Below are 25,239 nucleotides of genomic sequence, written 5' to 3' on the forward strand. Positions count from 1 at the left end.
GGCGCTCGCTCAGGCGCCGCTGAGACCTCATATGCGAACCCGCCTGCTCAACGGCAGAACGGCCATGCCGCGGTCAGATCAACAATGTCGGGATATGAGAATGCCGGCAATACCCCGGCCTCATCAGAACGAGGGCGTCGGCGAACACGTCAGGACCAGCTTCCACGTTGGCCCGAAGGCCACTTGTGAAATTGCGGAGCCCCTTACGGAGAACCGCACGAACGAAGAAAACTTGTTTCTTCTGCCGGACCGGCCTTTGGCGAGCGAACCCGCGAAAGAGAACGATCCGACCGTTGACCTGATGTCTCGCCGACACCCTCTATCGTCGACCAGAACCTTTTGAGAGGCGCTGATGACGTGCCGGCTCTCTAGGAGCCGGCAACTTCAAAAAGCGAAGTTACTTCTTCTTGGCGACCTTGCGGGTCTTCTTCGCAGTCTTCTTCACTGCGCTCTTCGCCTTCTTCGCCTTCTTTGCCTTCTTAGCTTTCTTGGCCATGTTGCCCTCCGATGTGTGAGATGGCTTAATCGCTGCATGCAGTCGGGGATCGAGTGCACACTCATCCCGAATACACCAACACAACGAAAAAAACAGCGTCTCGCTTAAAGAAGTGTTGACGACGCAACGCGCCTGCGCTTGGCGAACGCGATGCAAGCGGTCTGCATGACGTGTGCTTGCGATCGCGGAGAGTGCCCGCAGCATCGACCTTTGCGAGAGATGCGATTGCAGAAAAACGCTATGCAGAAAGTATTTTTTTGCGCGCGCGCATCGCGCGCGATCGTTGCAATGATGCATCCTGCCGATCGCGCGAGCGCCTCGCGAAGGCGTTTCGCGGACTCTGAGTCGCGACTTTTGGCAACGAAAATATTTTCATGATTAACGGCGCGAACGCTCGTCAGAGCGCGTGCAAGTCGCCGTTTTGCGCGAATCGCGTGACGGCGATTCGGTCGGCGTATCGCGTTCGATCGGGATGAAGTTCGTCGCCGAGGATGCGCGCGAGCGTCGCATCGCGAACCGAAGCGAGGTGACGACGCCCGTCCGTCACCTCGTTCGAACGCGCGAGGTCAGATGCCGAGCTTGGACTTGAGCAGCTCGTTGACGCTCTGCGGGTTGGCCTTGCCGCCGGATGCCTTCATCACCTGGCCGACGAACCAGCCGAGTGACTGCGGCTTGTCCTTGACCTGCGCCGCCTTGTCGGGATTGGCCGCGATGATGTCGTCGACAACCTTTTCGATCGCCGAAAGATCCGTGACCTGCTTCATGCCGCGGCTTTCGACCAGCGCGCGGGGATCGCCGCCCTCCTGCCAGACGATCTCGAACAGATCCTTGGCGATCTTGCCGGAGATCGTGCCCTCGCCGATCAGGTCGATGATCCCGGAGAGCTGTGCGGCATCGACCGGAGAGTCCGTAATATCCCGGCCTTCCTTGTTGAGACGACCGAACAGCTCGTTGATCACCCAGTTCGCGGCGACCTTGCCATCGCGCGCGCGGTTGGCGAGCTTCTCCAGCACGGTCTCGTAGAACACCGCGCTCTCGCGCTCGGCGACCAGCACGCTGGCGTCGTAGGCCGACAGGCCGAGATCCGCGACGAAGCGCGTCTTCTTCTGGTCTGGCAGCTCGGGCAGCTCAGCCTTCAGCTCGTCGACGAAGCTTTGCGAAAACTCCAGCGGCAGCAGGTCGGGATCGGGGAAGTAGCGATAGTCGTGCGCCTCTTCCTTGGACCGCATCGACCGCGTCTCGCCCTTGTTGGGGTCGTAGAGCCGGGTCTCCTGGTCGATCGCGCCGCCGTCCTCGAGGATTTCGATCTGGCGCCTGGCCTCGTACTCGATCGCCTGGCCGATGAAGGTGATCGAGTTCATGTTCTTGATCTCGCAGCGGGTGCCGAGCGGCGCGCCCGGCTTGCGCACGGAGACGTTGACGTCGGCGCGCAAGGATCCTTTCTCCATGTCGCCGTCGCAGGTGCCGAGATAGCGCAGGATCGAGCGCAGCTTGGTCACATAGGCCTTGGCCTGCTCGGCGTCGCGGATGTCGGGCTTCGAGACGATCTCCATCAGCGCCACGCCGCAGCGGTTGAGATCGACATAGGACATGGTCGGCGACTGATCGTGCAGCAATTTGCCGGCGTCCTGCTCCAGATGCAGCCGCTCGATGCCGATCGTGGCGGTCTTGCCTCCGTCCAGTTCGACCACGACCTCGCCTTCGCCGACGATCGGCGACTTGTACTGGCTGATCTGGTAGCCCTGCGGCGAGTCCGGATAGAAATAGTTCTTGCGGTCAAACACCGAGCGCAGATTGATCTGCGCGTTCAGCCCGAGGCCGGTCCGGACAGCCTGTCTGACGCATTCCTCGTTGATGACGGGCAGCATGCCCGGCATCGCCGCGTCGACCAGCGACACATGCGAGTTCGGTTCGCCGCCGAACGCGGTGGAGGCGCCGGAGAACAGCTTCGCGTTCGACGTCACCTGAGCGTGGACCTCCAGGCCGATGACCATCTCCCAGTCACCGGTTGAGCCCTTGAGAAGCTTGTGGGGTGCGGCAGGTGCGTTCATGGCTTGACTGGTTCCTTTACTGGTCCCTTGACCGCTCGCGCTTCACCGGCTTCGAGAAGCCCGTTGAGCGACCGAAGCACATCGGCCGGCTGGCGCAACGCGATCTCGCGGCGGCCCATCACCTCAATCTCTCCGAACAGCGCGTCGACCTCCGGCGAGGAGGCGAACACGAAGCCGTCGAACGACGTGCTCTGCTCCTCGAAATCGCTGGAGATCTCAACGCGGTAGCCGTGCGCCTTGAGACGATCGACGACCTCGTCATGGAGGGCCTGCGAATGGGTTGCGATGAAGAGATAATCGACGCGGCGCTTGGCGAGCACGCTCTCCGCGCCTTGCAGCATCTCGACCTCGAAGGCCTGGATATCGGCATGCAAGATGTCGAGATGCTTGATCTTCCTGTCCCTGAAGAAGGCGTCGACCTCGAATTTGCCCTTGCCGACGAAGGCCTTGACGAATTCGGCCCGCAGTCCGTTGCGCGCGAAATTATCCTGACCGGTCTTCAGGCAAGCGGGATCCGGCTCGACCAGGATGACCTCTGCCTTGGGCCGCGCCTTCTTGAGCCACATCGAATAGTGGCCCCAATAGGCGCCGAGCTCGATCATCGAGGGCGCCTCGCCCAGCCGCTTCAGCAATTCCTGGAAGACATATTCTTCCAGCGGCTCGTGGACGCCGCGATTGATGATGAGCACACTGCTGAAAGGTCCGTAATAGGCTCCGGGCCCGATGCCCGGAACCTTCAGGCCGTTATGCAGATAGACCTGGTCGCCTTCGACGAGGCCGGCCATCGGGACGCGCTCGATCAGGAGGTTGAGCGGATCGGAAACGATCTCGCGAAAACGGCCGAATAAATCCTCCGGCTTCGCTTTCGGACCCGTGAAACCAGGCTCGCTCATGCGGATGCACTCCCACCCAGCGTATCGGCGATGCGCTGCCATTCTGCTTCAAGCGAATCCGTGGCCACGGGCTGGCCAGCCTGGCGGTACCAATAGCCGGCATTGCCGAGGTCGCCCTCGACCCGGTGCAGATAGGCGTGCACCCAGGCGGCCTCGCGGCTGCTCTCGTCCTGGACGATTCTGTGCGCCTGGTCCCAGTCGCCTTTGGCGGCCCACCACAGTGCGGCGAGCGGCGCGCTGAGATCCGGCGGCGGCGCGGCGCCGTCGAGGCTGCCGATAAACGCCGCCATGTTCACCACCATTTCACTGGCGTGAAGCGGCCGGCGGCCTGCTCGATCACCTCGCCGAGCGAGAACAGCGTCTCCTCGTCGAAGGGACGGCCGATCAACTGCAGGCCGAGCGGCAGGCCCTGCGCGTCCGTGCCGGCGGGCACCGCGATGCCCGGCAGGCCCGCCATGTTCACCGTCACCGTGAAGATGTCGTTGAGGTACATCTCGACAGGGTCCGCGCCGCCCTTCTCGCCGATGCCGAAGGCCGCCGACGGCGTCGCCGGCGTCAGGATCGCGTCGACGCCCTTGGCGAAGCAATCCTCAAAGTCCTTCTTGATCAGCGTGCGCACCTTCTGGGCGCGCAAATAATAGGCGTCGTAGTAGCCGGCCGAGAGCACGTAGCTGCCGATCATGACGCGGCGCTTCACCTCGGCGCCAAAACCTTCGGCGCGGGTGTTCTCGTAGAGCTCGTTGATGTTGCGGCCCTGCTCGCGCAGGCCGTAGCGCACGCCGTCATAGCGCGCGAGGTTGGAGGACGCCTCCGCCGGCGCCACGATGTAATAGGCCGGCAACGCGTATTTGGTGTGTGGCAGTGACACTTCGACGAGTTCGGCTCCTGCCGCTTTCAGCCAGGCCGCGCCCGCTTCCCAAAGCTTTTCGATCTCGGCCGGCATGCCGTCGAGCCGGTATTCCTTGGGAATGCCGATCTTCATGCCCTTCACGGACTTGCCGATCGCGGCCTCGTAGTCCGGCACAGCCATGTCGACCGAGGTCGTGTCCTTCGGATCGTGGCCGGCCATCGAGCGCAACAGCATCGCGGCATCGCGCGTGCTGCGCGCGATCGGACCGGCCTGGTCGAGCGAGGAGGCAAAGGCGACGATGCCCCAGCGCGAGCAGCGGCCATAGGTCGGCTTGATGCCGACCGTTGCGGTGAACGCCGCCGGCTGGCGGATCGAACCGCCGGTGTCGGTCGCGGTGGCGCCCATGCAGAGCAACGCGGCCACGGCGGAGGCCGAGCCGCCAGACGAGCCGCCCGGCACCAGCGTCGCGTTGCTTCCGTCGCGCCGCCAGGGATTGCCGACCGGGCCGAAGCACGAGGTCTCGTTCGACGAGCCCATCGCGAACTCGTCATTGTTGAGCTTGCCCAGCATCACCGCGCCGTCGCGCCACAGCTGCGAGGTGATGGTGGACTCGTAAGTCGGCACGAAATTGCCGAGGATTTTCGAGCACGCCGTGGTGCGCACGCCCTTCGTCGCGAACAGGTCCTTGATGCCGAGCGGAATGCCGGCGAGCGGCCCCGCGTCGCCCTTCCCGATCCTGGCGTCCGCCTCGCGCGCCATGGTCCGCGCCTGGTCCGGCGTCTCCATGACGAAAGCATTGAGCACACGCGCGGCTTCGATCGCGTTCAGATGCGCGTCGGTCAGCTCGAGGGACGTGAAAGTCTTGGCCGCAAGGCCCTTGCGGGCCTCGGCGAGCGTCAGCGATGTCAAATCGGTCATTTATTGATCGGGCTGCAGAAGAACGGAGACAGGGACTTGTCGTTGGCCGGGTCGTCTTTTTTGGCGGACGCTTTGGCCGCCGCCTCGATCTCGTCGAGCACGGCATTGACGGCGACATTGGGGTCGGCGGCCTTGCCCTGCCGCTCCATCTTGTCGAGATAGTTCATATAGGCCTGATAGGCCTTCTCGTCGTCGCAAAGCATGCACATCGGACCACGTCCTAAGACTCTTTAGTTTGACGCGTATTCTTTACGCGAACCGGCTTCCACTTCGCTCGAAAACGCTATGCAAGTTACTCGACGACCTTCGGCACCAGAAAGAAGTGACCTTCGGTCGCGGGCGCGTTGGCAACGATATCGTCGGCGATCTCGCCGTCATTGACCAAATCCTGCCGCTTCTTCATCTGCATCGGGGTGACCGAGGTCATGGGCTCCACACCCTCGACATTGACCTCCGAGAGCTGCTCGACAAAGGCGAGCATGGCGTTGAGCTCGCCCTGCAGATGCGGAACCTCGCCCTCGGAAACCGCAATGCGCGCCAGATGCGCGATGCGGCGGACGGTAGCGGCGTCGACGGACATTATATAAGGCCTCTCACGGCAAAACCTAAGTGCCGTATAGCAGAGGCCGCTTTTGCGCCGCAACCGGCGGCGGGGACCTATCCGGCGAGAGCTTTCAGGCGAGCCAGGGCCGTTTTGGCGAGATCCCGGGTCAATTCGGCTGCCGGGACCTCGCGGCCGAGGGCGATCGCCTGTCCGGCCCAGAGATTGGTGAAATCTACCCTGCCCTGCTTTTCGGCAGCCGCCTTCAGCGGTCCCAGCGCCGTTGCGGCATGGGGAAATGGCGGCGCGTCCGGCGAAATCGGGCCGGCCTCGCGCATCAGGCGGTTCTGGACGCCGCGCGCCGGCCGCCCGGTCATGACATTGGTGATAACGGTGGAATCATCCCGCCCCTCGGCGAGCGCCGCGCGTGCCGCTGCACTGACTTTGGATTCCGGACAGCGCAGATAGGCACTCCCGATCTGCACGCCGGCCGCGCCGAGCGCGAAGGCGGCTGCAATGCCGCGGCCATCCGCAACGCCGCCGGCCGCAATCACCGGGACCTTCACCGCGTCGACCACCTGCGGCACCAGCGCGAAGGTGCCGGGCTGTTCCGAGATCTTGTCGGTCAGGAACATGCCACGATGACCGCCGGCCTCCGCGCCTTGTGCGATCACCGCGTCAGCGCCGTGCTGCTCGAGCCAGACCGCTTCCCTCACCGTGGTCGCCGAGGAGATGACGAGACATCCGGCCGCCTTGACCCGCTTGAGCAGCGCGGCCTCCGGCAGGCCGAAGTGGAAGCTGACGATCTCGGGCTTCAGCTCCTCCACGACCTCGCAGAAGCCGGCGTCGAACGGCGCGCGGTTCGCGGCATTGATGGGTGCGGCGGGATCGAGGCCATGCTCATTGTAGTAGCCCGCGAGGCGCTGCTTCCAGCGCGCCTCCGCCTCGGCTGTGAGCTCGACCGGTGTGTGGCAGAAGAAATTCATGTTCACCGGCGCGGAGACGCGCTGCCGGATGATGTTGACCTGCTCGCGTGCCTTGTCCGGCGACAGCATCGCGCTCGGTAGCGAGCCGAGCCCCCCGCCTTGCGCAACGGCGATCACCAGCTCCGCGTCCATCACGCCAGCCATCGGCGCCAGCACGATCGGGAATTCGGTCTTGAAGAGATCGATCAGTCGACGGTTCGGCCACATGGTTGTTCTCTCGCAGTTTAGGCGGACACGCTGGAATTTCGCCGGCCGGTTAGCAGTTGCTCGGCCTCGGTCGCAATCCGTTCGACGATTTCGGCGGCGGACGGAATATCATGGATCAGGCCGACAGCCTCGCCGGCAAAGACCGCGGCGACCTCGAAATTGCCCGCGGCCTTTGCCGCGGCATATTCGACGGTCACCTCGGCGGCGCGCTGCATCAGCTCGATCTCGCGGCCCGTCCAGCGCCTGATATGATCGTTGACCAGCGTTCGCGCGGTGAACGGGGCCGGCCAGAACAGGCTGCGCGACCAGTCGACGATGACGCCGCGCACCGTGTCATTGGGATCAGCGTCGCGAATGCGCTGCTTGGCTTCCTCCGCGCCATTGGCCTCCACGCTGGCATAGAAGCGCGTGCCGATCAGCACGCCGGAGGCGCCCAGCATCATCATTGCGGCCAGCCCGCGACCATCGGCAATTCCGCCGGCGGCAACCACCGGCACCCGCCCGGCCGCGAGATCGACGATCGCAGGTACGATATCGACGGTGGTGCGCGATGCGCCGTGGCCGCCGGCTTCGGTACCCTGCGCGATCAGGATGTCCGCACCGGCGTCGAGCGCCTGCTTCGCCATGTCCTCGCTCTGCACCTGGCAGATCAAGCGCACCCCGCACGTCCTGATGCGCGCTGCAAATGGCGCGGGATCGCCGAATGACAGCATGATCGCTTGCGGATTGGCGTCGAGTGCGATGTCGAGAAGTCTTGGTTTTTTTGCGAGGCTCCAGGTGATGAAGCCGATACCGAACGAAGCAGAGCCGCTCAGTTGCCTGGTCTCGGCCTCGAGCCGCTCCTGATCGCCGTAGCCACCACCCAGGATCCCGAAGCCGCCGGCCTCGCTGACCGCCCGCGTCAGCCGGCTGCCGGCGATCGTGTCCATTGGAGCCAGCAGGATCGGATGTTTGATCCCCAGGAGCTGGGTCAGCGGCGTGATGATCGGCATGGCTCCTCCGCTCTCGACACGAACATTAGTCCAGAATACCATTCTCTAAAATTGAATTCTAACGAACGCTACCATCTCAAAAGAGAAACGATATTATGGAACTCAGCGACATCCAGACCTTCGCTGCCGTCGCCCGCACCGGCGGCATCACCCGCGCGGCCGAAGAGCTCAACACGGTGCAGTCGAACGTGACCCAGCGCGTGAAGGCGCTGGAGGCGGAGATCGGTACACCGCTGTTCGAACGCCATAGCCGCGGCATGACCCTGACGGGCGCGGGCAAAAGGCTGTTGCCTTACGCGCAACGGATGTCCGCGCTCGCGCGCGAGGCCGTGCTCGCGGCCTGCGACGACGGCGAGCCCAAGGGACCGCTCGCGATCGGCTCGATGGAAACGACCGCGGCGGTGCGGCTGCCGCCGCTGCTGGCCGATTTTCATCGCCGCTTTCCCGCCGTCCGGCTGAGCCTGCGCACCGCGCCCACCGCCGACCTCGTAGCGTGCGTGCTCGAAGGCACGCTCGACGGCGCCTTCGTCGCAGGTCCGATCGCGCATGCCGATCTCACCGCGACAAGCGCGTTCCGCGAAGAGCTGGTGCTGGTCAGTGCGCGGCGCTGGGCCACGCTCGCCGAGTTGCGTGCCGGCACGCCGGAATCCGGCCCGACCGCGCTGACGTTCCGCACTGGCTGCACCTACCGGCAGCGGCTGGAACAGATCTTTGTCGAGTTCGGCTGGCCGTCAGCCGCACGCTTCGAGCTCGGCACGCTCGACGGCATGATCGGCTGTGTCGCCGCCGATATGGGTGTGACGCTGCTGCCGCGCGCCGTGGTCGAACGCAGCGCGATCAATGGCAGCGTGTCGATGCACGCGCTGAGCCATTCGCACGCGCAGGTCGAGACGCTCTTCATCCAGCGTCGTGCCGGACATCAAACCAGCGCGCTGAACGGGTTTTCCGCCTGCCTGAAGCAGGACGACGAATTCATCGCGGCCTGAGACCCCAGCGCCGCAGTGGCCCAGATCGCCTCGACCACGTCGAACGGCTAGGCCCCTTGCAGGAAGCCTTAAGCCGAACCGGGCACGCAGGACATGGCGAACAGCACCACGAACCATTGGCTGCGGTGTTCCAGGGACCAGCATCGCCGTCACGGCGAACATGCGATCCCGGCAGCCCCCGCAACTCGGTCTCCTCGACAATTCGTTCGACCCATAGTAGGGCAAGGCCATGGATTGGCGGCTTAAAGCACTTGCGTTCCGTGCGCTCGATCTCCCCGGCGGGGCTCAGGCGCACTACTTCTTGCAGCGCCACCTGGCCTCGCCGAGATGCTACGCTTGATGCTCTTGCCGGAATCGCCCGGCGCGTTGTAGCGGACTACAGTGCCGTGAGCGATGCGCTTCCTGGATCGGTCTTGGAAATCGGCGCCGGACGCGATCTGGCCGTTCCTATCGCCCTCAGGGCGCTTGGCGTGCCGAAGATCATCGCATGCGACGTCGAGCGGCTGGCGAAGCTAGATCTGATCCGGCATGCAGGAAGCAGGCTCGGCGGCAAGTTCGAGACTTGGGATGACCTTGCGCGGTCGGGGATTGAGTATCGGGCCCCTTACTATGTGAACGATGACGGAACGAAAGTGGATTGCTCCTGCTCGAACGAGGTTCTGGAGCACGTGCCGGCAGACCAGCTTGTAACCCTTCTCAAGGGATTGCGCGCCGTCACCAATGGCCTCACGACGCATTCAATCGACTATAGCGACCATTATGCCAGGTCGGACAAGTCAGTTTCGAGACTGAACTTCCTCCGCTATTCGGATGAACAGTGGCGACCGTTCAACAGTGGCAAGCAGTACGTCAATCGGCTGCGCCACAGCGACTACTTGCGACTATTCCGCGAGGCAGGATTCCAGATACGGGAAGAGAGCTCGGTGATTGGTGAGCCGCCACCGGGCTTGGAGGTTGCAGAGCAATTCAGGCGCTATGAGCCGCCCGATCTATTCGCAATTAAGGGGCGCATCGTCGCCGTCTGAGCCGCCTTTCGTGCGGCTTTTCCATTTTGTAGCACCGCAGCGCGACGCGTGATATGCGCTAGTCCCATGCCGGCTCTTATCCTGCCTCTCGTCGATGCTGCAACCCGCTGGCCGGAACGCGGCGGCTTGGTCGGCCTTGATCTGGGTACCAAGACCATTGGCGTTGCCGTGTCCAATCCGGACCGCCGGTTGGCGACCGGCGTCGAGACCATCCAGCGCAAGGCGTTCAAGCAGGATGCCGCCCGGCTGCTCGCGATTGCCAGTGAACGCAAGGCCGTCGGCTTCGTGCTCGGCCTGCCCATCAACATGGACGGCAGCGAGGGCCCGCGCGCGCAATCGACCCGGGCGTTTGCCCGCAACCTCGCTGGCCTGACCGCGCTGCCGATCGGCCTCTGGGATGAGCGTCTATCGACTGCCGCGGTCGAGCGCGAATTGATCGGCATGGACGTCAGCCGCGCCAAGCGCGCCGAAGTGATCGACGAGCACGCCGCGATCTTCATCCTGCAAGGCGCGCTCGACCGCCTCGCCAATCTGCGCGCAGCCCCGGGGCCTGACTGATCCATGGCCGTCGTGATCGCGGCGCTCCTCCCCGTCTTTATCCTGATCGTGCTCGGCGTGGTGCTAAAGCGCACGCTGATGCGGCTCGATACGCAATGGAACGGGCTGGAGCGGCTGACCTATTTCGTGCTGTTTCCGATGCTGCTGATCCAGACGCTGGTGAAGGCCGACCTGTCCAAGGTCCCGGTCGCAGGCGTCGGCGGCGCGCTGCTGCTCTCGGCGCTCGCGATGTCGCTGCTCTGCCTCGCGCTCCGCCCGGCCCTGTCGCGGCTCGATATCGACGGCCCCGCCTTCACCTCGATCTTCCAGGGCGCGATCCGCTGGCAGACCTATGTGGCGCTGTCCGTCTCCGCCAATATGTTCGGCGAGGTCGGGCTGGCGCTCGCCTCCGTCGCGATGGTGGCGATCATTCCGCTGGTCAACGTCCTCAGCGTCGCGGTGCTCGCCCACTACGCAGCGCCGAAGAAGCAATCCGCGCGCACCGTTGTCATGACGGTTGTTCGCAATCCCCTGATTTGGGCCTGCGTGATCGGCCTCGTCATCAACGTCGTCCATCTGCCGTTGCCGAAGATCTGGCATGAGGTGGCAGATGCACTTGGCCGCTCCTCGCTCGCCATCGGCCTGCTCGTCACCGGCGCCGGCCTGCATCTTGAAGGCCTGCTCCGCCCCAGCACGGGCGCCGCTATCGGCGTGGTGTTCAAGCTGGTGCTGATGCCCGTGATCGCGCTGGGGCTCGCCGTCTGGTTCGGACTGTCCGGCGACAGTCTCGCGATCGTCGCGATCTGCGCCGCGGTGCCGACCTCGACCAGCGCCTATGTGCTGGCCCGCCAGATGGGCGGCGATGCCCCGCTACTGGCGCAGATCATCACGCTGCAGACGATTTTGGCGGCGATCACGATGCCGATCGCGATCGCGCTGGTGGCCTAACTCCCCAACCACATCGTCAGCACCACCGCCGTCAGATTGTTCAGCGCATGCAGCACGATCGTGAGCCACAGTGAGTTGCTGCGATAGCGCATGTAGCCGAACCAGAGGCCGATGGAGAAGACCTCGGCGAGGAAGTACAGGTCGTATTGCAGGTGCACGACGGTCCACAGCAGCGACGACAGGATGATCGCGCCGGGGACGCGCAGGAAGCTCGCCGACCAGCCGCGGTAGAGGAAGCCGCGCGCCAAAACCTCTTCGGACATCGGCGCCGCCACGCTGAAGGCGAACAGCAGCATCAAGGCGGCGTCCTTGTCACGGCCGGATTTCAACAGATCGGTCATGAAGCCCGGCGTCGCCTCGCGGCCGAGACTCCGCGACATCGTCTCCCAGGCCACCACGATCAGAATCAGCCCGACGGCGCCGAACAGGAGTTGCTTCCATGACGGCCAATACAACGCGAGATAGTCGACGAAGGACGCCTTCTTGATGCGGATGGCCAGCCACACGGCGGCCAGCGTCGCCGGCAGGCCCATCGTGACCGAAAACGCGAGCGACGCCGGCTCGCCACCGACGTGCTGCAGTGATGCGAGGTCGATAGGGTCGCGGGCGACCCAGACCAGATAGACGATGGCCCCGATCTGCCCGACGAACATGGCTGCGAAGATAGCGATGCCCCACAGCGCCGTGCCCCAGAATTTCCAGACCCGCGGCGCCGGCGTCTCGATGAGCGGAGGATGATCGGGATTGAGGGAGTCCATTAAAGCGCTTTCGTTTGAGAGGCTCACGGCAGCGCCCGCTCCAGCAGCGCGCGCACATCGCCGCTCTCGAGCTCGACCGCGCCGTACATGCTGGCGTGATTGGCGGCGAGGCGTGTGGCGGAGAACAGTTCGGCTTGGCGCGGCGACACGCCGTTGAGCGCGGCGGCGGCCGCAAGCAGCGCCAGCTTCTCGACCGCAAGGCGGGCAACGCGCTCGCCGTCCGCGCGCCGGAAGGTCTTGCCGATGAACGAGACGGCCTCGCCTGCCCCTGGCAGACCGTTCGTTTCGGCAGCAAGCGCTTGCAGCACCGCCATCGCCGCCTCCGGCTCGCGCGACAGCGCGCGCAGCACGTCGAGGCACATCACGTTGCCCGAGCCCTCCCAGATGGCGTTGACGGGAGCCTCCCGGTAGTGGCGCGCCAGAATGCCGTCCTCGACATAGCCGTTGCCGCCGAGGCATTCCATGGCTTCGTAGAGGAACGGCGGCGCGCTCTTGCAGGTCCAGTATTTGATCGCAGGCGTCAGCAGCGGCATGTAGGCGGCCTCCGCCGGATCGTACGGCGTCCGATCGAAGGCGCGACAGAGCCGCATCACCAGCGCCGTGCTCGCCTCCACATGGAGCGCCATGTCCGAGAGTACGGCTTGCATCAGCGGCTGATCGGCCAGACGTTTCTGAAACACGCTGCGGTGCCGGGCGTGATGCAGCGCGTGGGCGAGCCCCGAGCGCATCAAGCCGACCGAGGCGATCGCGCAATCCTGCCGCGTCAGTTGCACCATCTGGATGATGGTGCGGATGCCCTTGCCCTCGTCGCCGACGGCTTCCGCATAGGCACCGACGAACTCGACTTCGGACGACGCATTGGAGCGGTTGCCGAGCTTGTCCTTCAGCCGCTGGAACTGGATCGCGTTCACCGACCCATCCGGCGCGAAGCGCGGCATGAAGAAACAGGTCAGTCCCTGGTCTGCCTGGGCCAGCACCAGGAAGGCGTCGCACATCGGCGCCGACATGAACCATTTGTGGCCGGTGATGCGGTAGGCGCCTCCGTCGCGCACCGCGCGCGTCATGTTGGCGCGCACGTCGGTGCCGCCCTGCTTCTCGGTCATGCCCATGCCGAGCGTCATACCGCGCTTCTCCCACCACGGCGCAAAGCTGGGATCGTAGCTTTTCGTCGACAGCACCGGCATCACCTTGGCGAGCAGATCAGGCTGCATCGCCAGCGCCGCCACGGAGGCGCGCGTCATCGTGATCGGGCAGAGATGGCCGGTCTCGACCTGCGCGGCCATGTAGAATTTTGCCGCGCGGATGACCTCCGCGGCATCGCCCGCGGGTCTTCCATCCGCGGTCCAAGTCGAATTGTGCACGCCGGCACGGGCGCTGTGGGCCATCAGTTCATGATAGGCCGGATGAAACTCGACCTGGTCGCGCCGATTGCCCTTGGCATCGAAGGTGCGCAGCTTCGGCGTGTTCTCGTTCGCGACGCGCCCCCGATCGGCCATCGCTGCCGAGCCCCAATGCTTGCCGAACTCCGAGAGCTCCGGTTCCGCGGCCGCAGCGCCATTGGTCCTGACCGCCGCGACCAGCGGCTGGTCCGCGGCGAACAGATCGACGTCCTCGAACGGCGGTGACTGGTTGAAGACCTCGTGGGTCGCGAAGCTGGGCTGGGTCATCTCGTGTCCTCGGCGCGGAATCAGTTCCGCCGCGGCTGGATCGGGAAATCATAGGCCGCCCCTCCCGCCCCCGGCAGTGAAAAGTGCCACCACTCCTTCGCATAGTTCACAAAGCCTTGCCTCGCCATCGCAGCCACCAGCCGCTTGCGCCAGGCGCGCTGATCCGGACTGATCGTCGGTCCGGCGGTGTGCCCTTTCACGTCGGTGCAGTCATAGCCGGTGCCCATGTCGACGCTGCCCTCCGGCAGTCGCGCCTCGACCGGCGCCGTGCAATCAGCGTAGGCCTTTGACGGGTCGTATTTGCCTGAATTGTCCGCCTTGAGATCGACCAGCGTGAGATCGAGCGCCGCCCCCGTCGAATGCTGCGAGCGGCTTGCGATGTAGCCGAGGCGGAACAGCTCGGTCTTGGGAATTTTGGGATTGTAGCGCCGCTCGGCGGCCGTCTCGTGGCCGTTCTGCGACCACCTGACCATGTCGAGCGAGGCCCGCGCCGGCCGGTAGCAGTCGAACATCTTCAGCGAGAGATTTTGCGCCGCCAGTTCCTGCTGCACCGCTTTCAGCCGCAGCCCAACCTCCCGCTTCACCACGCACTCGCCGGCCCCGTAGCCGGCGAGCGGACGGCCGACGAAATTGTTCGAGGTGGCGTAGCGAATGTCCTGGATGATGCTGGGATCGATGTCGTGCAAATAGACGAAACCGCCCGGGAGCGATTGGGCGTGAACGTATGAGGTCGACAGAATTGCAACAAGCGCAGTCAGAATCGATTTGGCCAAAAGCGTTCGAACTCCCCCAGTCTCGGACGCGAGCACAAGAGCGAACTCGAAGTCACGTGGCTCGATCGCGCGAACGCTGGCGTCATTGAACCGATGAAACTTGACCAATTCGGCGAACCACGCTGCGTTTCGCTCGATCTGGCCTACGGCTGCGGCGAGAGATGCCTCGGTAGAGGTTCTGAAGCCTTTACCCGCATGCCTTTCTCGGCTTTCTGGATCGCACGCTCCGCCTCGCCCAGGGCCGAGAGAATGTCCTCGTCAACGTGGGTTGAACCGACGATCTCCGGCTTGCGATCCACCCAGAGTTTCTTCGCCAGCCATCCCGTAAGCACGGCACCTACCGTGACCCCTACCGGGAAAAGCAAGGCGATCACTTGGTTGGTGGTCATCGGAGACCTCCCAGGAAAACGTGTCCAGCCAAGTGTACGGCGAAACCGAACACGACGCAAACCGCACCGATCCCAATCAATAGACCGGTGTCCGTGCCTGGCGGCAGAATGTTGAAGATGAACTGAGCCGCGGGCACGAAGGTTCCGGCCGTCATGATGGCTGCAGCCAATGTATTGAGCCAGTTGGCAATGAGATTGAGGTGTTCGTTGCGGGATATCGTCGGACGTCATTGATTGCGTATCCAGCTCGCTTTTGGATTGCTGAACATATCCGAGAAACCCAAAAGATGTAGGGCCTCAGGATCGAAATACAGGGCCATCCTGCTTGGGCCATAACTGCCTCGGCAGGTCACCGGCGTGCGATGGCGCTCCGGATTTGCCGATTGCGCTGCTCTTGCTTCGCCTCGCCTTGGACTGACGACGAGGTACAGATCGGGGGATAACTCCCCGCCCCGGCATTGGCCCTTGCCCCCCCGGCCATCCCCGCCTATAGCTCTCGCTTTAATGACATCGAAATCGACCTTCGTCCTCGGTCACCGGCATTTGCTGGGCATCGAGGGCCTTTCCGCGGCCGACATCACCGGCCTCCTCGACCTGTCCGAAGAATATGTCGAGCTCAACCGCCAGGTTGACAAGAAGCGCACCGTCCTGCGTGGACGGACGCAGGTAAACCTCTTCTTCGAGGCTTCCACCCGGACCCAATCCTCGTTCGAGCTCGCCGGCAAACGGCTGGGCGCCGACGTCATGAACATGTCGGTGTCATCCTCGTCCATCAAAAAGGGCGAGACGCTGGTCGACACCGCCATGACGCTCAACGCCATGCACCCGGATATCCTGGTGGTGCGCCATCACGCCTCCGGCGCGGTGGAACTGCTGGCCCGCAAGGTCGACGGTTCCGTGATCAATGCCGGCGACGGCGCGCATGAGCATCCGACACAAGCCCTGCTCGACGCGCTGACCATCCGCCGCAACAAGGGCCGGCTCGAGGGCCTCGTGGTCGCGATCTGCGGCGACGTGCTGCATTCGCGCGTCGCCCGCTCCAACATCATCCTGCTCAACGCGATGGGCGCCCGCGTCCGCGTCGTAGGCCCCTCCACGCTGCTGCCGCCCGGCATCGAGCGGATGGGCGTCGAGGTCGCGCGCGACATGCGCGAGGGGCTCAACGGCGCCGACATCGTCATGATGCTGCGGCTCCAGCGCGAGCGCATGAACGGCTCCTTCGTGCCGTCGACCTCCGAGTATTTCCATTATTTCGGGCTGGACCAGAAGAAGCTCGCCTACGCCAAGCCAGACGCCCTCGTCATGCATCCCGGCCCCATGAACCGCGGCGTCGAGATCGACACTGCGGTCGCTGACGGCGCGCAGTCCCTGATCCGCGAACAGGTGGAAATGGGCGTGGCCGTGCGCATGGCGGTGCTGGAAGCGCTCGCCCGCAACCTGCCGAACGCGTGATGCTCATGTTGACCGACCGCCGACCCATCCTGCTCGCCAATGCCCGCGTCGTCGATCCCTCCCGGGATTTCGATGGCCCCGGCGACGTCCTGATTGCCGACGGCATCATCCGCGAGACCCGCCGCGGCATTGGCGCTGCCGGCGTCCCCGAGGGCACCGATGTCGTCAACTGCGCCGGCAAGATCGTCGCACCCGGCCTGATCGACATGCGCGCCTTCGTCGGCGAGCCCGGCTTCAGCCATCGCGAGACCTTTGCCTCCGCGAGCCAGGCGGCTGCGACCGGCGGCATCACCACCATCATCTGCCAGCCTGATACCTTGCCGGTGATCGACAACTCGGCGACCGTCGACTTCGTGATGCGTCGCGCCCGTGACACCGCGATCGTCAACATCCAGCCGATGGCGGCGCTGACGAAGGGCATGCACGGCGAGGAGATGACCGAGTTCGGCCTCCTCAAGGCAGCCGGCGCGATCGCCTTCAGCGACTGCGACAAAAGCGTGATCAATGCGCAGGTGATGCGCCGCGCGTTGACCTACGCGCGCGATTTCGACGCGCTGATCGTGCACTACACCGAGGATCGCGATCTCGTCGGCGAAGGCGTGATGAACGAGGGCGAGTTCGCCTCGCGGCTCGGCCTGATGGGCATCCCGAACGCGGCGGAGGCCGTGATGCTGGAGCGCGACATGCGCCTGGTCGCGCTGACAGGCGGCCGCTATCACGCGGCGTCGCTGACCTGCATCGAGTCGCTCGAAATCCTCCGGCGCGCCCGCGACGCCGGCCTCGCCGTGACCGCCTCGGCCTCGATCAACCACCTTGCGCTGAACGAGAACGACATCGGCCCTTACCGTTCGTTCCTGAAGCTGTCGCCGCCGCTGCGCACCGAGGACGACCGCCGCGCGCTGGTCGCCGCCGTCGCCTCCGGCCTCGTCGACGTCATCATGTCCGACCACAATCCACAGGACGTCGAGGTCAAGCGCCTGCCTTTCGCGGAAGCAGCCCCCGGCGCCATCGGGCTGGAGACCATGCTCCCGGCGGGCCTTCGCCTCGTGCACAATGACGAGTTGGACCTCAAGACGCTGATCCGGGCGATGTCGACCCGGCCGGCCGAGATTTTGGGATTGCCTGGCGGAACCCTGCGCACTGGCAGCCCCGCCGACGTCATCGTGATCGACCCCGATGTGCCCTGGGTGGTCGATCCCGCCGACCTCAAATCGCCCTGCAAGAACACGCCTTTCGACGAGGCCCGCTTTACAGGCCGCGTGGTGCGCACCATTGTCGGCGGACGGACGGTGTACGAGCATGTCTGACGTGCGGAGCTGCAGCCAGGGAATTTGCAGACATGGAATTTGCAGACATGGCGCTTGAATTGTTTCTGCCGGTGGCTTTCGTCATCGGCTACCTGCTCGGCTCGATTCCGTTCGGGCTGATCCTGACGAAACTCGCCGGTACGCAGGATATCCGCTCGATCGGCTCCGGCAGCATCGGCGCCACCAACGTGCTGCGCACGGGGCGCAAGGGCCTTGCCGCCGCAACCCTGCTGTTCGATGCGCTCAAGGGCACCGTGGCGGTGGTGATCGCCGGCTACATCGCCGGTCCCAATGCCGCGATGCTGGCCGGGCTCGGCGCCTTCCTCGGCCATCTCTTCCCGGTCTGGCTCAAGTTCCGCGGCGGCAAGGGTGTCGCCGTCTATATCGGCATCATGCTCGGGCTGTTCTGGCCGGCCGCACTGGTGTTCTGCCTGCTCTGGTTGGCGACCGCCTTTACCGCCCGCTATTCCTCGCTCTCGGCCCTGGTGGCCTCGTTCATCACCCCGCTGTTCCTGTTGTGGTTCGGCCAGCCCGCACTCGCCGCACTGGCGGCGGTGCTGACGCTGCTGCTGTTCTACGCTCATCGCGAGAACATCAAGCGGCTGCAATCGGGCAAGGAAAGCCGGATCGGCGAGAAGGCATAAGCCGGGAAACCACGGATACCGCGGCACCCCTTCTGCATTATATCGCAAATGGTGTTCGCAACTTGCAGCCGAATCACGGCTGTATGGACGAACGGGTTCCAGGCCTTGGCCCTGATCGTGGGCATGGCTCTACGCGGTTGCTCAGAATGAGCGAGAAGATTGTCAGCGCGCAAGAGGATGGCGATTTGCGAGGTGCTACCTGCACCGCGGCAAGCCGGCTGCTCTCGACGACGGATATCTGGTCTAGTGCGCCCTCGCCGGTTCCTGCTCCCAAGCCTGTGCCCGTTTCGCCACCGACGCTGCAGCCTGCTCGCATCGCGCAAGCTCCTCTGACTGTCGAGGCCGTGACCGGCGCGGCGCCAGTTGCGTCCGCGCGGCCCCGCGCCAACCCATGGCCGCCGCAAAAATTGTCGCTAGCGCTCCAGGGCGGCGGCACCTTCGCCGCTTTCACTTGGGGCGTGCTAGAGCGGCTGCTGGAAGAGCCATCGATCGCGATCGACACCATCAGCGGCGCCAGTGCCGGCGCGATCAACGCGCTGCTGCTCGCTTCCGGTTTCGCCGAGGGCGGCCGCGAAGGCGCGCGCGCGCGGCTGAACCGGTTCTGGATCCGGCTGATGCACGAGGCCTCGTTCCGATCGCTGATGCTGATCGGCGGTTTCTCGCCGGCGGGAAGCTCGGTCGCGTTCGGCCCGACGCTACGCTCCGGCCAGTTCGATCCGTTCGATCTCGATCCGCTGCGGCAGGCGCTGTCGCGCGACATCAACTTTTCCGCCTTGCGCGACCCCCGCTGCCCTAAGCTTCTGATCGCGGCGACCCGGATCCGCGATGGGCAGCAGCAGATCTTCCGCAATGACGCCATCACGGCCGACGTCGCGCTGGCCTCGACCTGCCCACCTTTGGTTCATTGCGCGGTGGAGATCGACGGCGAGGCTTATTGGGACGGCGGCCTCGGCGGCAATCCGCCCCTGCTGCGGCTCGTGCAGGACACGACGAGCACCGAAATCCTGCTGGTCCAGGTCACGCCAGCGCGTGACAGCTACGTGCCGATCACGCTCGCCGCGATCGACCGCAGGCTGGACCAGATCGCGGCCAACGCCGCCCTCAATGCCGAGATCGCGGCGATGGAATGGGCGCAATCGCAGGCCGCATCGTCGCTGCGGCTCTCCAGGATCGCCGCGGAAGATTTCGTCGACGGCCTGGCGCAGCGCTCGTCCACCGATCTCGGCCGCGGTTTCATTCGCGCGCTTCACCGCAGCGGCCGCGAGGCCGCCGGGCGCTGGCTCAAGCAAGGTACCGACCACAGCGCAGCGCCGGCCGCATCCGGCCAGCGCATCGTTGCCCTCGAACCTGCCTAGCCTGATCTCGCCAGCGCCTGCTCCAGGAACCACGCCGTCGCCAGCGCATGCGCGTCGTTGCCGAAGCGCGCGATCACCTGCACGCCGATCGGCAGGCCATTGGCCTTGAGCACCGGCACGTTGACGCAAGGGTTGCCCATCAGCGTCCAGAGCCGGTTGTAGCGGGGGTCGCCGGTGCTCGCGAGCTCCTTGGCCGGCGGCGTGCCCGGCGCCGAATAGGTCAGCAGCACGTCGAACCCCTCGAACAACTCGCCAAGCTCGCGGCGACCGCGGCGGCTGACCCGGCGTGCGTCGTCATAGTCCTTGGGTGTGAGACCGACCGTCGCATCGAGACTGGCGCGCAGCATCGGCGCGATCTCGTCGTGCCGTTCGGAAAATTCCCAGGCGAGCGCGCGATGCGCCTCGAAGTCCTGAATAATCGGATGGATGCGCCAGGCCTCCTGCACCGCTTCCGGCAGATCGATAGTCTGCACGCTGGCGCCGGCCCGCGTCGCCGCCTTGATCGCGGCTTGCAGCCCCTCCTCGGCGGCCGGCTCCACGTCGCCAGCGAACTCCTGCCTGATAACGCCGATGCGCGGCGCCTTCGCCGGGACGATGCCGGCGAATTCGGTGCGGCCGGTCATCGCCAGCAGTCCGCGCGCGAGATCTTCCGCGCGCGCGCCGAACAGGCCGACCGTGTCGAGCGCCCACGAATAGCATTTGACGCCGACCGTCGGCAGCATCCGGAACGACGGCTTGATCGCGGCGGTGCCGCAATAGGCGGCGGGCCGGATCACCGAGCCGCCGGTCTGGGTGCCCAGCGCCAGCGGGATCATGCCGGCACCGACGGCCGCGGCCGAGCCCGAGGACGAGCCGCCCGGCGTATGCCCGAGATTGTGCGGATTGAGCGTCGGGGTCGGATCGCGCGAGGCGAACGCCGTGGTCGTGGTCTTGCCGATGATTGTGGCGCCTGCCCGCTTCAGCATCATCACCACAGGCGCGTCCGCGCGCGGCTGCCAGCCGCGATAGATCGATGATCCCATCTCGGTCGGAAAATCGGCGGTGTCGATGATGTCCTTGATCCCGACCGCGATACCGCGCAGCGGCCCGGCGCTTTGCGCCTTCGCGGATTTGTCGTGACGGACAAAGGCGTGAACGTCCTTCTCCCGCGCCTCGATGGCCGCATGCGATTGCGCGATGGCGGCCTCAGGCGAAAGCTCGCCTGCTTCGATGCGGCGCTGGAGATCGGCAAGTGAGATCATGGCAATACCCTTCTTATTGGGATCGCTTTTAGCATCGGGGCAAGGTCGCGCAAGCGTACGCAGCTGTTGCCCACGCCCTCAGGTTGTTCCATGCTGCGCCTGCAAGGAGCTGCCGTGGACGCCATCAATCCCAGCGTAGAGCTGACCGAAGCCGACAGGATCGACCGCCTGCGGCTGATCCGGTCCGACAATGTCGGGCCGCGCACCTTCCGGTCGCTGGTCGATCATTTCGGCACGGCGCGCGCGGCGCTGGAGCGGCTGCCGGATCTCGCACGCCGCGGCGGTGCGCAGCGATCGGCGCGCATCTGTAGCGCCGAGGAGGCGAAGGCCGAGCTCGCCGCGAGCCGCAAGTTTGGAATTGCCTGGCTCGCGCCCGGCGAGGACGGCTATCCGGCGCGGCTGGCAACGCTCGACGATGCGCCGCCGCTGCTCGCCGTGCGCGGCGACAATGCCACGCTGATGCGGCCGATGATCGCGATGGTCGGCTCGCGCAACGCCTCTGGTGCAGGCTTGAAATTCGCCGGTCAGCTCGCCCGCGAGCTCGGCGAGGCCGGCTTTGTCGTCATCTCCGGCCTTGCCCGCGGCGTCGACCAGGCCGCGCACCGCGCCAGTGTCGAGAGCGGCACCATCGCCGTGCTCGCCGGCGGACATGATTGCATCTATCCGCCCGAGCATGGCGATCTGCTCGCAGCGATCCTCGATCGCAAGGGTGCTGCGATCTCCGAGATGCCGCTCGGCCATGAGCCGCGCGCCCGCGACTTCCCCCGCCGCAACCGGCTGATCTCGGGCGCCGCGCTCGGCCTGGTCGTGGTGGAGGCGGCGCACCGCTCGGGCTCGCTGATCACCGCGCGCATGGCCGCCGAACAGGGCCGCGAAGTGTTCGCGGTGCCCGGCTCGCCGCTCGATCCGCGCGCCGCCGGCACCAATGATCTGATCAAGCAGGGCGCGACGCTCGTCACCGAAGCCGCCGACGTCGTCAACGCCGTCGCACCGATCATGGAGCGGCCGCTGATGCGCACCGCGAACGAGCCCGACAGCGAGCCGTTCGAAAGCGATCCGCAAGGACACGACCGCGACCAGATCACCGGCCTGCTCGGCCCTGCCCCTGTCACGATCGACGATCTCGTGCGGATGTCCGGCGCCTCGCCTGCCATCGTGCGCACCGTGCTCTTGGAGCTCGAGCTCGCCGGCCGGCTCGAACGCCACGGCGGTGGCTTGGTCTCGCTGCTTTAAGGAGAGTTCCGCTCGTCGAAGCGCGTGCGCGCCGAGGCGATCTGCTGCTGATGCGTGATCGCCCATTCGCCAAGTGCCCTCACCGGCTGTTGCAATCCGCGGCCGAGATCGGTCAGCTCGTAATCCACCCGCGGCGGAATGGTCGGGAAGATCGTGCGTGTGACCAGGCCGTCACGTTCGAGCCCGCGCAGCGTCAGGGTCAGCATCCGCTGCGAAATGCCGTTGATCATGCGCTTGAGCTCGTTGAAGCGCTTGGGCCCGTCACTCAGCATCATGATCACGAACACGCTCCATTTGTCGCCGACGCGCGCGAGGATCGAGGCGACGCCACGGCAGTCGGCGTGGTCGCGATCCGGCATCGGCGTGGCAGGCAAATCGATGTGCGCAGGTTTCAAAGATGTGCCCATGGCTCAAAAAGGTGCGTTCTTGCGGGGATTTCGATAGTCACTCATGTAGCTCTGGTTACAAACTTATACCAGGGTGATCCCGAATGAAACTCCTCCATCTCGACTCCAGCGTGCTCGGCCCCCACTCCGTTTCCCGGCAGGTCTCCGCCGCCATCGTCGACCGTCTCAGGCAGGCGACGCCATCGCTCGACCTCGTGTATCGCGACCTGACGCAGAGCCCGCTCGCCCATCTCTCCGGCTCGCATCTGGCGGCCGCGCAAGGCGCGCCTGCGCCGGCGGAACTCGGCCCCGACCTCGCCGCCAGCAAGGCCGCGCTGGACGAGTTTCTTGCGGCGGACATCGTCGTGATCGGCGCGCCCATGTACAATTTCACCATTCCGAGCCAGCTCAAGGCCTGGATCGACCGGGTCCTGGTGGCGGGGAAGACGTTCAGCTACGGCGCCAATGGCCCACAGGGCCTTGCCGGCGGCAAGCGCGTGATCTTCGCGATCTCGCGCGGGGGCTATTACGGCGCGGGCACGCCCGCCGCATCGTTGGAGCACCTCGAAAGCTATCTGCGCGGCGTGTTCGGTTTCATGGGCATCCATCATCCCGAATTCATCACCGCCGACGGCATCCAGGTCGGGCCGGAGCATCGCGAGAAGTCGCTCGCAAGCGCGCTTGAGGCGGCAACCAGCCTGCGCGCGGCCTGAGGCAACGCCCACATCATCAGCCGCCGCAACATTGCCTGCGGCGGCTGATCGACCGGTGCGCGATCGGCGAAGCTAAAACCAGGAGCCCTGAATGCCGAGGATGACGGCGACGAGGGAAACGAACAGGCCGATGCCTGAGAAAAGAGCGACCCCGATGAACTCGGAGGTGTCGGAACGCTTGGCGGGAATGGTGGAGTTTTCGGTGTAAATACGCGGTGCTGAAATCGGGGAAGTAATACGAGCTGCCTTTGGCATATCGGGCTCCCTTGAAAATGAGTCTTCGTGACCCCCTGCCCGTAAAAGTGTCTTGGCAGCGCAAGCGAAGGTTCAACGCCTCACGCAAGGTTCAGAAAATACAGCTCGCGAGACGTGGGAACCGGCCGGCGCAACCACTCGCCGCTGCGCCGACCGATTCAATTTGCACCAAGATTGATCAGCCGCGATAGATCGGCGCGCCGCTCGGCGAGGCAACCGCGCCGCCGTCGACGAAGATTTCCTCGCCCTGCACATGGGCGGAATCGTCGGAGGCGAGGAACAGCACGGTCTTCGCGACGTGATCTGTTTCACCAATGCGCCCCAGCGGCGTCGTCAGCGCGATCCGCTTCTCGAACGCCTTCTCGGCTTCCGGTGTTGCGGTCGCAGGTCCCCAGATCGGTGTGCGGATCGCACCCGGCGCGACCACGTTGACGCGAATGCCGCGCGGAGACAGTTCAGATGCCATGATCCGCGCCATCGCCCGCACGCCGGCCTTGGCGGCGCCATACGCCGAATAGCCGGGAATGCCGAGCACGGAGATCACCGAGCCGCTGAGGATGATCGAAGCGTTGTCGTTGAGATAAGGCAGCGCGGACTGCACGGTGAAGAACACGCCGGTCAGATTGGTGCTGATGACCTTCTCGAAGACCTCCAGCGTGGCCGACCCCAGCGGCGTACCGCCGGCGATGCCGGCATTGGCGAACACGACGTCGAACTTGCCGAACTTTCCGGCGCCCTTCTTGATCGCAGCTTCGGTCGCGGCAATGTCGGTGGCGTCGGCGGTCAGCGCGAGCGCGTTCGGCCCGAGCTCGTTCGCGGCCGCCTCGAGCGTCTCCTTGTTGCGCCCGGTGATCACCACTTTGGCGCCCTCGGCCACGAACAGCTTTGCCGTTGCCAGTCCAATGCCGCTATTGCCGCCGGTGATCAGGGCCGTCTTGTTCTTCAGTCTCACGTTCGCCTCCAGTGGTTGCATCATAAAACTATGATTGCCATCTAGGCTATCTGGTTTTAACATGCAACCACACGAGCGCGTGAACGGCGACTGGACCGTGCGATCGCGAAAGGACCCGACCATGGTGAAACGAACGAGCTTCGAGGGCGACGCCTGCCCGATTGCACGCTCGCTGGAAGCGATCGGCGACCGGTGGTCCCTGCTGATCATCCGCGAGGCGCTGTTCGGCCTGCGCCGCTTCGGCGAGTTTCAGAGTAAGCTAGGCATGGCCAAGAACATCTTGTCGGCCCGGCTGGGCTCACTCGTGGACCACGGCATTTTAGCAACCGCCCCGGCGTCCGACGGCAGCGCCTATCAGGAATATGTGCTGACGCCGAAGGGCCGCGGCGTCTTCCCGGTGTTGGTAGCGCTGCGCCAATGGAGCGAGGAATTCGACGATCGCCCGTCGGAGATCGCGACCATCCTGGTCGATCGCGAGAGAGGCCGCCCGGTGAAGAAGCTCGAGTTGCGCGCCGAGGACGGGCGGCTGCTTAGGCAAGCCGATACCACGCTGAAGCCGCGGCCCGCGCCGCGACGGCGGCCGGCCTAGTAACGTCGAACTGCCACCAGCCCGTCATTGCGAGCGCAGCGAAGCAATCCAGACTGCCACCGCGGAAAGACTCTGGATTGCTTCGCTGCGCTCGC

27 protein-coding genes are annotated in these 25,239 nt (G+C 65.1%); 11 read left to right on the forward strand and 16 right to left on the reverse strand.

Translation table 11 applies throughout. The features are described from left to right. Nucleotides 1-1,062: 1,062 nt before the first annotated feature. The 8 genes from gatB to FXB41_RS33065 form a co-directional block, all read right to left on the reverse strand. The gene (gene gatB / locus FXB41_RS33030) at nt 1,063-2,547 is read right to left on the reverse strand and encodes an Asp-tRNA(Asn)/Glu-tRNA(Gln) amidotransferase subunit GatB (RefSeq protein WP_007603352.1); all 1,485 of its coding nucleotides are present in this window, start codon (nt 2,545-2,547) and stop codon (nt 1,063-1,065) included. Beyond that, a complete protein-coding gene (locus tag FXB41_RS33035) occupies nt 2,544-3,440 on the reverse strand; it encodes a class I SAM-dependent methyltransferase (protein WP_219684731.1) in 897 nt (298 codons plus the stop codon). The genes gatB and FXB41_RS33035 overlap by 4 nt, the downstream gene beginning before the upstream one ends. Beyond that, nucleotides 3,437-3,742 (reverse strand): hypothetical protein, encoded by a 306-nt coding sequence (locus tag FXB41_RS33040; protein ID WP_219684732.1) that lies wholly within the window; start codon nt 3,740-3,742, stop codon nt 3,437-3,439. The genes FXB41_RS33035 and FXB41_RS33040 overlap by 4 nt, the downstream gene beginning before the upstream one ends. Next, nucleotides 3,733-5,208 carry an Asp-tRNA(Asn)/Glu-tRNA(Gln) amidotransferase subunit GatA gene (gene gatA, locus FXB41_RS33045; RefSeq protein WP_219684733.1) on the reverse strand — a complete coding sequence of 492 codons (1,476 nt, stop codon included), beginning with the start codon at nt 5,206-5,208 and terminating at the stop codon, nt 3,733-3,735. The genes FXB41_RS33040 and gatA overlap by 10 nt, the downstream gene beginning before the upstream one ends. Continuing rightward, nucleotides 5,205-5,417, reverse strand: a complete 213-nt coding sequence (locus FXB41_RS33050; protein ID WP_007603337.1) for a hypothetical protein — start codon at nt 5,415-5,417, stop codon at nt 5,205-5,207. The genes gatA and FXB41_RS33050 overlap by 4 nt, the downstream gene beginning before the upstream one ends. An 83-nt stretch (nt 5,418-5,500) precedes the next feature. Continuing rightward, nucleotides 5,501-5,788, reverse strand: a complete 288-nt coding sequence (gatC, locus tag FXB41_RS33055; protein ID WP_007603335.1) for an Asp-tRNA(Asn)/Glu-tRNA(Gln) amidotransferase subunit GatC — start codon at nt 5,786-5,788, stop codon at nt 5,501-5,503. Nucleotides 5,789-5,865: 77 nt separating this feature from the next. Further along, nucleotides 5,866-6,942, reverse strand: coding sequence for an NAD(P)H-dependent flavin oxidoreductase (locus tag FXB41_RS33060; RefSeq protein WP_219684734.1), 1,077 nt, complete (start codon nt 6,940-6,942; stop codon nt 5,866-5,868). Between the two features lie 17 nt (nt 6,943-6,959). Continuing rightward, nucleotides 6,960-7,934, reverse strand: a complete 975-nt coding sequence (locus tag FXB41_RS33065; RefSeq protein WP_219684735.1) for an NAD(P)H-dependent flavin oxidoreductase — start codon at nt 7,932-7,934, stop codon at nt 6,960-6,962. 95 nt (nt 7,935-8,029) lie between these two features. On the opposite strand from FXB41_RS33065, the gene FXB41_RS33070 reads away from it, so the two are divergent. The 4 genes from FXB41_RS33070 (at nt 8,030) to FXB41_RS33085 (ending at nt 11,430) form a co-directional block, all read left to right on the forward strand. Then, entirely contained in the window at nt 8,030-8,920 is an 891-nt protein-coding gene (locus FXB41_RS33070) for a LysR family transcriptional regulator (RefSeq protein ID WP_219684736.1), read from the forward strand. 386 nt (nt 8,921-9,306) lie between these two features. Beyond that, a complete protein-coding gene (locus FXB41_RS33075) occupies nt 9,307-9,945 on the forward strand; it encodes a hypothetical protein (protein ID WP_219684737.1) in 639 nt (212 codons plus the stop codon). 66 nt (nt 9,946-10,011) lie between these two features. Next, on the forward strand, nt 10,012-10,503 hold the full coding sequence (gene ruvX, locus FXB41_RS33080; RefSeq protein ID WP_219684738.1) for a Holliday junction resolvase RuvX: 492 nt from the start codon (nt 10,012-10,014) through the stop codon (nt 10,501-10,503). A gap of 3 nt (nt 10,504-10,506) precedes the next feature. Further along, nucleotides 10,507-11,430 carry an AEC family transporter gene (locus FXB41_RS33085; RefSeq protein ID WP_007603326.1) on the forward strand — a complete coding sequence of 308 codons (924 nt, stop codon included), beginning with the start codon at nt 10,507-10,509 and terminating at the stop codon, nt 11,428-11,430. Here the strand turns inward: FXB41_RS33085 and FXB41_RS33090 are convergent. From FXB41_RS33090 to FXB41_RS33105, 4 genes are all read right to left on the reverse strand, one after another. Continuing rightward, nucleotides 11,427-12,188 carry a CPBP family intramembrane glutamic endopeptidase gene (locus tag FXB41_RS33090; protein WP_219684739.1) on the reverse strand — a complete coding sequence of 254 codons (762 nt, stop codon included), beginning with the start codon at nt 12,186-12,188 and terminating at the stop codon, nt 11,427-11,429. The genes FXB41_RS33085 and FXB41_RS33090 overlap by 4 nt on opposite strands. 23 nt (nt 12,189-12,211) lie before the next feature. Beyond that, a complete protein-coding gene (locus FXB41_RS33095) occupies nt 12,212-13,855 on the reverse strand; it encodes an acyl-CoA dehydrogenase family protein (RefSeq protein ID WP_219684740.1) in 1,644 nt (547 codons plus the stop codon). Between the two features lie 20 nt (nt 13,856-13,875). After that, complete coding sequence (locus tag FXB41_RS33100; protein ID WP_051058558.1) at nt 13,876-14,628, reverse strand: M15 family metallopeptidase; 753 nt, start codon at nt 14,626-14,628, stop codon at nt 13,876-13,878. 143 nt (nt 14,629-14,771) lie between these two features. Further along, nucleotides 14,772-15,017 (reverse strand): hypothetical protein, encoded by a 246-nt coding sequence (locus FXB41_RS33105; protein WP_007603317.1) that lies wholly within the window; start codon nt 15,015-15,017, stop codon nt 14,772-14,774. A gap of 504 nt (nt 15,018-15,521) precedes the next feature. Between FXB41_RS33105 and FXB41_RS33110 the strand changes: the two genes are divergently transcribed. The 4 genes from FXB41_RS33110 (at nt 15,522) to FXB41_RS33125 (ending at nt 19,775) form a co-directional block, all read left to right on the forward strand. Further along, nucleotides 15,522-16,469: an aspartate carbamoyltransferase catalytic subunit gene (locus FXB41_RS33110; protein ID WP_007603315.1), complete on the forward strand. Its 948-nt coding sequence runs from the start codon at nt 15,522-15,524 to the stop codon at nt 16,467-16,469. Between the two features lie 5 nt (nt 16,470-16,474). Next, nucleotides 16,475-17,776, forward strand: a complete 1,302-nt coding sequence (locus FXB41_RS33115; protein ID WP_219684747.1) for a dihydroorotase — start codon at nt 16,475-16,477, stop codon at nt 17,774-17,776. 47 nt (nt 17,777-17,823) lie between these two features. Beyond that, entirely contained in the window at nt 17,824-18,420 is a 597-nt protein-coding gene (gene plsY, locus FXB41_RS33120) for a glycerol-3-phosphate 1-O-acyltransferase PlsY (RefSeq protein ID WP_219684748.1), read from the forward strand. A gap of 146 nt (nt 18,421-18,566) precedes the next feature. Further along, on the forward strand, nt 18,567-19,775 hold the full coding sequence (locus tag FXB41_RS33125) for a patatin-like phospholipase family protein (protein ID WP_219684741.1): 1,209 nt from the start codon (nt 18,567-18,569) through the stop codon (nt 19,773-19,775). On the opposite strand, the gene FXB41_RS33130 is transcribed toward FXB41_RS33125, so the two are convergent. Then, complete coding sequence (locus FXB41_RS33130; protein ID WP_219684742.1) at nt 19,772-21,016, reverse strand: amidase; 1,245 nt, start codon at nt 21,014-21,016, stop codon at nt 19,772-19,774. The two genes, FXB41_RS33125 and FXB41_RS33130, sit on opposite strands and share 4 nt — an antisense overlap. Before the next feature lie 90 nt (nt 21,017-21,106). Here FXB41_RS33130 and dprA point away from each other — a divergent pair, with 90 nt between their 5' ends. Further along, nucleotides 21,107-22,249: a DNA-processing protein DprA gene (gene dprA, locus FXB41_RS33135; protein ID WP_219684743.1), complete on the forward strand. Its 1,143-nt coding sequence runs from the start codon at nt 21,107-21,109 to the stop codon at nt 22,247-22,249. On the opposite strand, the gene FXB41_RS33140 is transcribed toward dprA, so the two are convergent. After that, nucleotides 22,246-22,656 carry a winged helix-turn-helix transcriptional regulator gene (locus tag FXB41_RS33140; RefSeq protein WP_219684744.1) on the reverse strand — a complete coding sequence of 137 codons (411 nt, stop codon included), beginning with the start codon at nt 22,654-22,656 and terminating at the stop codon, nt 22,246-22,248. The two genes, dprA and FXB41_RS33140, sit on opposite strands and share 4 nt — an antisense overlap. A gap of 83 nt (nt 22,657-22,739) precedes the next feature. Here FXB41_RS33140 and FXB41_RS33145 point away from each other — a divergent pair, with 83 nt between their 5' ends. Then, nucleotides 22,740-23,348, forward strand: a complete 609-nt coding sequence (locus FXB41_RS33145; RefSeq protein WP_007603308.1) for an FMN-dependent NADH-azoreductase — start codon at nt 22,740-22,742, stop codon at nt 23,346-23,348. A 72-nt stretch (nt 23,349-23,420) separates the two neighbouring features. Here the strand turns inward: FXB41_RS33145 and FXB41_RS33150 are convergent, their stop codons facing one another. Beyond that, on the reverse strand, nt 23,421-23,603 hold the full coding sequence (locus tag FXB41_RS33150; protein WP_007603307.1) for a hypothetical protein: 183 nt from the start codon (nt 23,601-23,603) through the stop codon (nt 23,421-23,423). A gap of 178 nt (nt 23,604-23,781) precedes the next feature. Then, a complete protein-coding gene (locus FXB41_RS33155) occupies nt 23,782-24,555 on the reverse strand; it encodes an SDR family oxidoreductase (RefSeq protein ID WP_219684745.1) in 774 nt (257 codons plus the stop codon). A 121-nt stretch (nt 24,556-24,676) separates the two neighbouring features. Between FXB41_RS33155 and FXB41_RS33160 the strand changes: the two genes are divergently transcribed. Then, on the forward strand, nt 24,677-25,144 hold the full coding sequence (locus FXB41_RS33160) for a winged helix-turn-helix transcriptional regulator (RefSeq protein ID WP_219684746.1): 468 nt from the start codon (nt 24,677-24,679) through the stop codon (nt 25,142-25,144). The last annotated feature ends 95 nt before the right edge of the window (nt 25,145-25,239 follow it).

Source organism: Bradyrhizobium canariense (assembly GCF_019402665.1).
Classification (GTDB): Bacteria; Pseudomonadota; Alphaproteobacteria; order Rhizobiales; family Xanthobacteraceae; genus Bradyrhizobium; species Bradyrhizobium canariense.

What these genes read in the sequence shown, in the direction of transcription:
- gatB (WP_007603352.1), bottom strand. Translation starts at nt 2,547, where the DNA reads ATGAACGCACCTGCCGCACCCCACAAGCTTCTCAAGGGCTCAACCGGT.
- FXB41_RS33035 (WP_219684731.1), bottom strand. Translation starts at nt 3,440, where the DNA reads ATGAGCGAGCCTGGTTTCACGGGTCCGAAAGCGAAGCCGGAGGATTTA.
- FXB41_RS33040 (WP_219684732.1), bottom strand. Translation starts at nt 3,742, where the DNA reads ATGGTGGTGAACATGGCGGCGTTTATCGGCAGCCTCGACGGCGCCGCG.
- gatA (WP_219684733.1), bottom strand. Translation starts at nt 5,208, where the DNA reads ATGACCGATTTGACATCGCTGACGCTCGCCGAGGCCCGCAAGGGCCTT.
- FXB41_RS33050 (WP_007603337.1), bottom strand. Translation starts at nt 5,417, where the DNA reads ATGTGCATGCTTTGCGACGACGAGAAGGCCTATCAGGCCTATATGAAC.
- gatC (WP_007603335.1), bottom strand. Translation starts at nt 5,788, where the DNA reads ATGTCCGTCGACGCCGCTACCGTCCGCCGCATCGCGCATCTGGCGCGC.
- FXB41_RS33060 (WP_219684734.1), bottom strand. Translation starts at nt 6,942, where the DNA reads ATGTGGCCGAACCGTCGACTGATCGATCTCTTCAAGACCGAATTCCCG.
- FXB41_RS33065 (WP_219684735.1), bottom strand. Translation starts at nt 7,934, where the DNA reads ATGCCGATCATCACGCCGCTGACCCAGCTCCTGGGGATCAAACATCCG.
- FXB41_RS33070 (WP_219684736.1), top strand. Translation starts at nt 8,030, where the DNA reads ATGGAACTCAGCGACATCCAGACCTTCGCTGCCGTCGCCCGCACCGGC.
- ruvX (WP_219684738.1), top strand. Translation starts at nt 10,012, where the DNA reads ATGCCGGCTCTTATCCTGCCTCTCGTCGATGCTGCAACCCGCTGGCCG.
- FXB41_RS33085 (WP_007603326.1), top strand. Translation starts at nt 10,507, where the DNA reads ATGGCCGTCGTGATCGCGGCGCTCCTCCCCGTCTTTATCCTGATCGTG.
- FXB41_RS33090 (WP_219684739.1), bottom strand. Translation starts at nt 12,188, where the DNA reads ATGGACTCCCTCAATCCCGATCATCCTCCGCTCATCGAGACGCCGGCG.
- FXB41_RS33095 (WP_219684740.1), bottom strand. Translation starts at nt 13,855, where the DNA reads ATGACCCAGCCCAGCTTCGCGACCCACGAGGTCTTCAACCAGTCACCG.
- FXB41_RS33105 (WP_007603317.1), bottom strand. Translation starts at nt 15,017, where the DNA reads ATGACCACCAACCAAGTGATCGCCTTGCTTTTCCCGGTAGGGGTCACG.
- FXB41_RS33110 (WP_007603315.1), top strand. Translation starts at nt 15,522, where the DNA reads ATGACATCGAAATCGACCTTCGTCCTCGGTCACCGGCATTTGCTGGGC.
- FXB41_RS33115 (WP_219684747.1), top strand. Translation starts at nt 16,475, where the DNA reads ATGTTGACCGACCGCCGACCCATCCTGCTCGCCAATGCCCGCGTCGTC.
- plsY (WP_219684748.1), top strand. Translation starts at nt 17,824, where the DNA reads ATGGCGCTTGAATTGTTTCTGCCGGTGGCTTTCGTCATCGGCTACCTG.
- FXB41_RS33125 (WP_219684741.1), top strand. Translation starts at nt 18,567, where the DNA reads ATGAGCGAGAAGATTGTCAGCGCGCAAGAGGATGGCGATTTGCGAGGT.
- FXB41_RS33130 (WP_219684742.1), bottom strand. Translation starts at nt 21,016, where the DNA reads ATGATCTCACTTGCCGATCTCCAGCGCCGCATCGAAGCAGGCGAGCTT.
- dprA (WP_219684743.1), top strand. Translation starts at nt 21,107, where the DNA reads ATGCTGCGCCTGCAAGGAGCTGCCGTGGACGCCATCAATCCCAGCGTA.
- FXB41_RS33140 (WP_219684744.1), bottom strand. Translation starts at nt 22,656, where the DNA reads ATGGGCACATCTTTGAAACCTGCGCACATCGATTTGCCTGCCACGCCG.
- FXB41_RS33145 (WP_007603308.1), top strand. Translation starts at nt 22,740, where the DNA reads ATGAAACTCCTCCATCTCGACTCCAGCGTGCTCGGCCCCCACTCCGTT.
- FXB41_RS33150 (WP_007603307.1), bottom strand. Translation starts at nt 23,603, where the DNA reads ATGCCAAAGGCAGCTCGTATTACTTCCCCGATTTCAGCACCGCGTATT.
- FXB41_RS33160 (WP_219684746.1), top strand. Translation starts at nt 24,677, where the DNA reads ATGGTGAAACGAACGAGCTTCGAGGGCGACGCCTGCCCGATTGCACGC.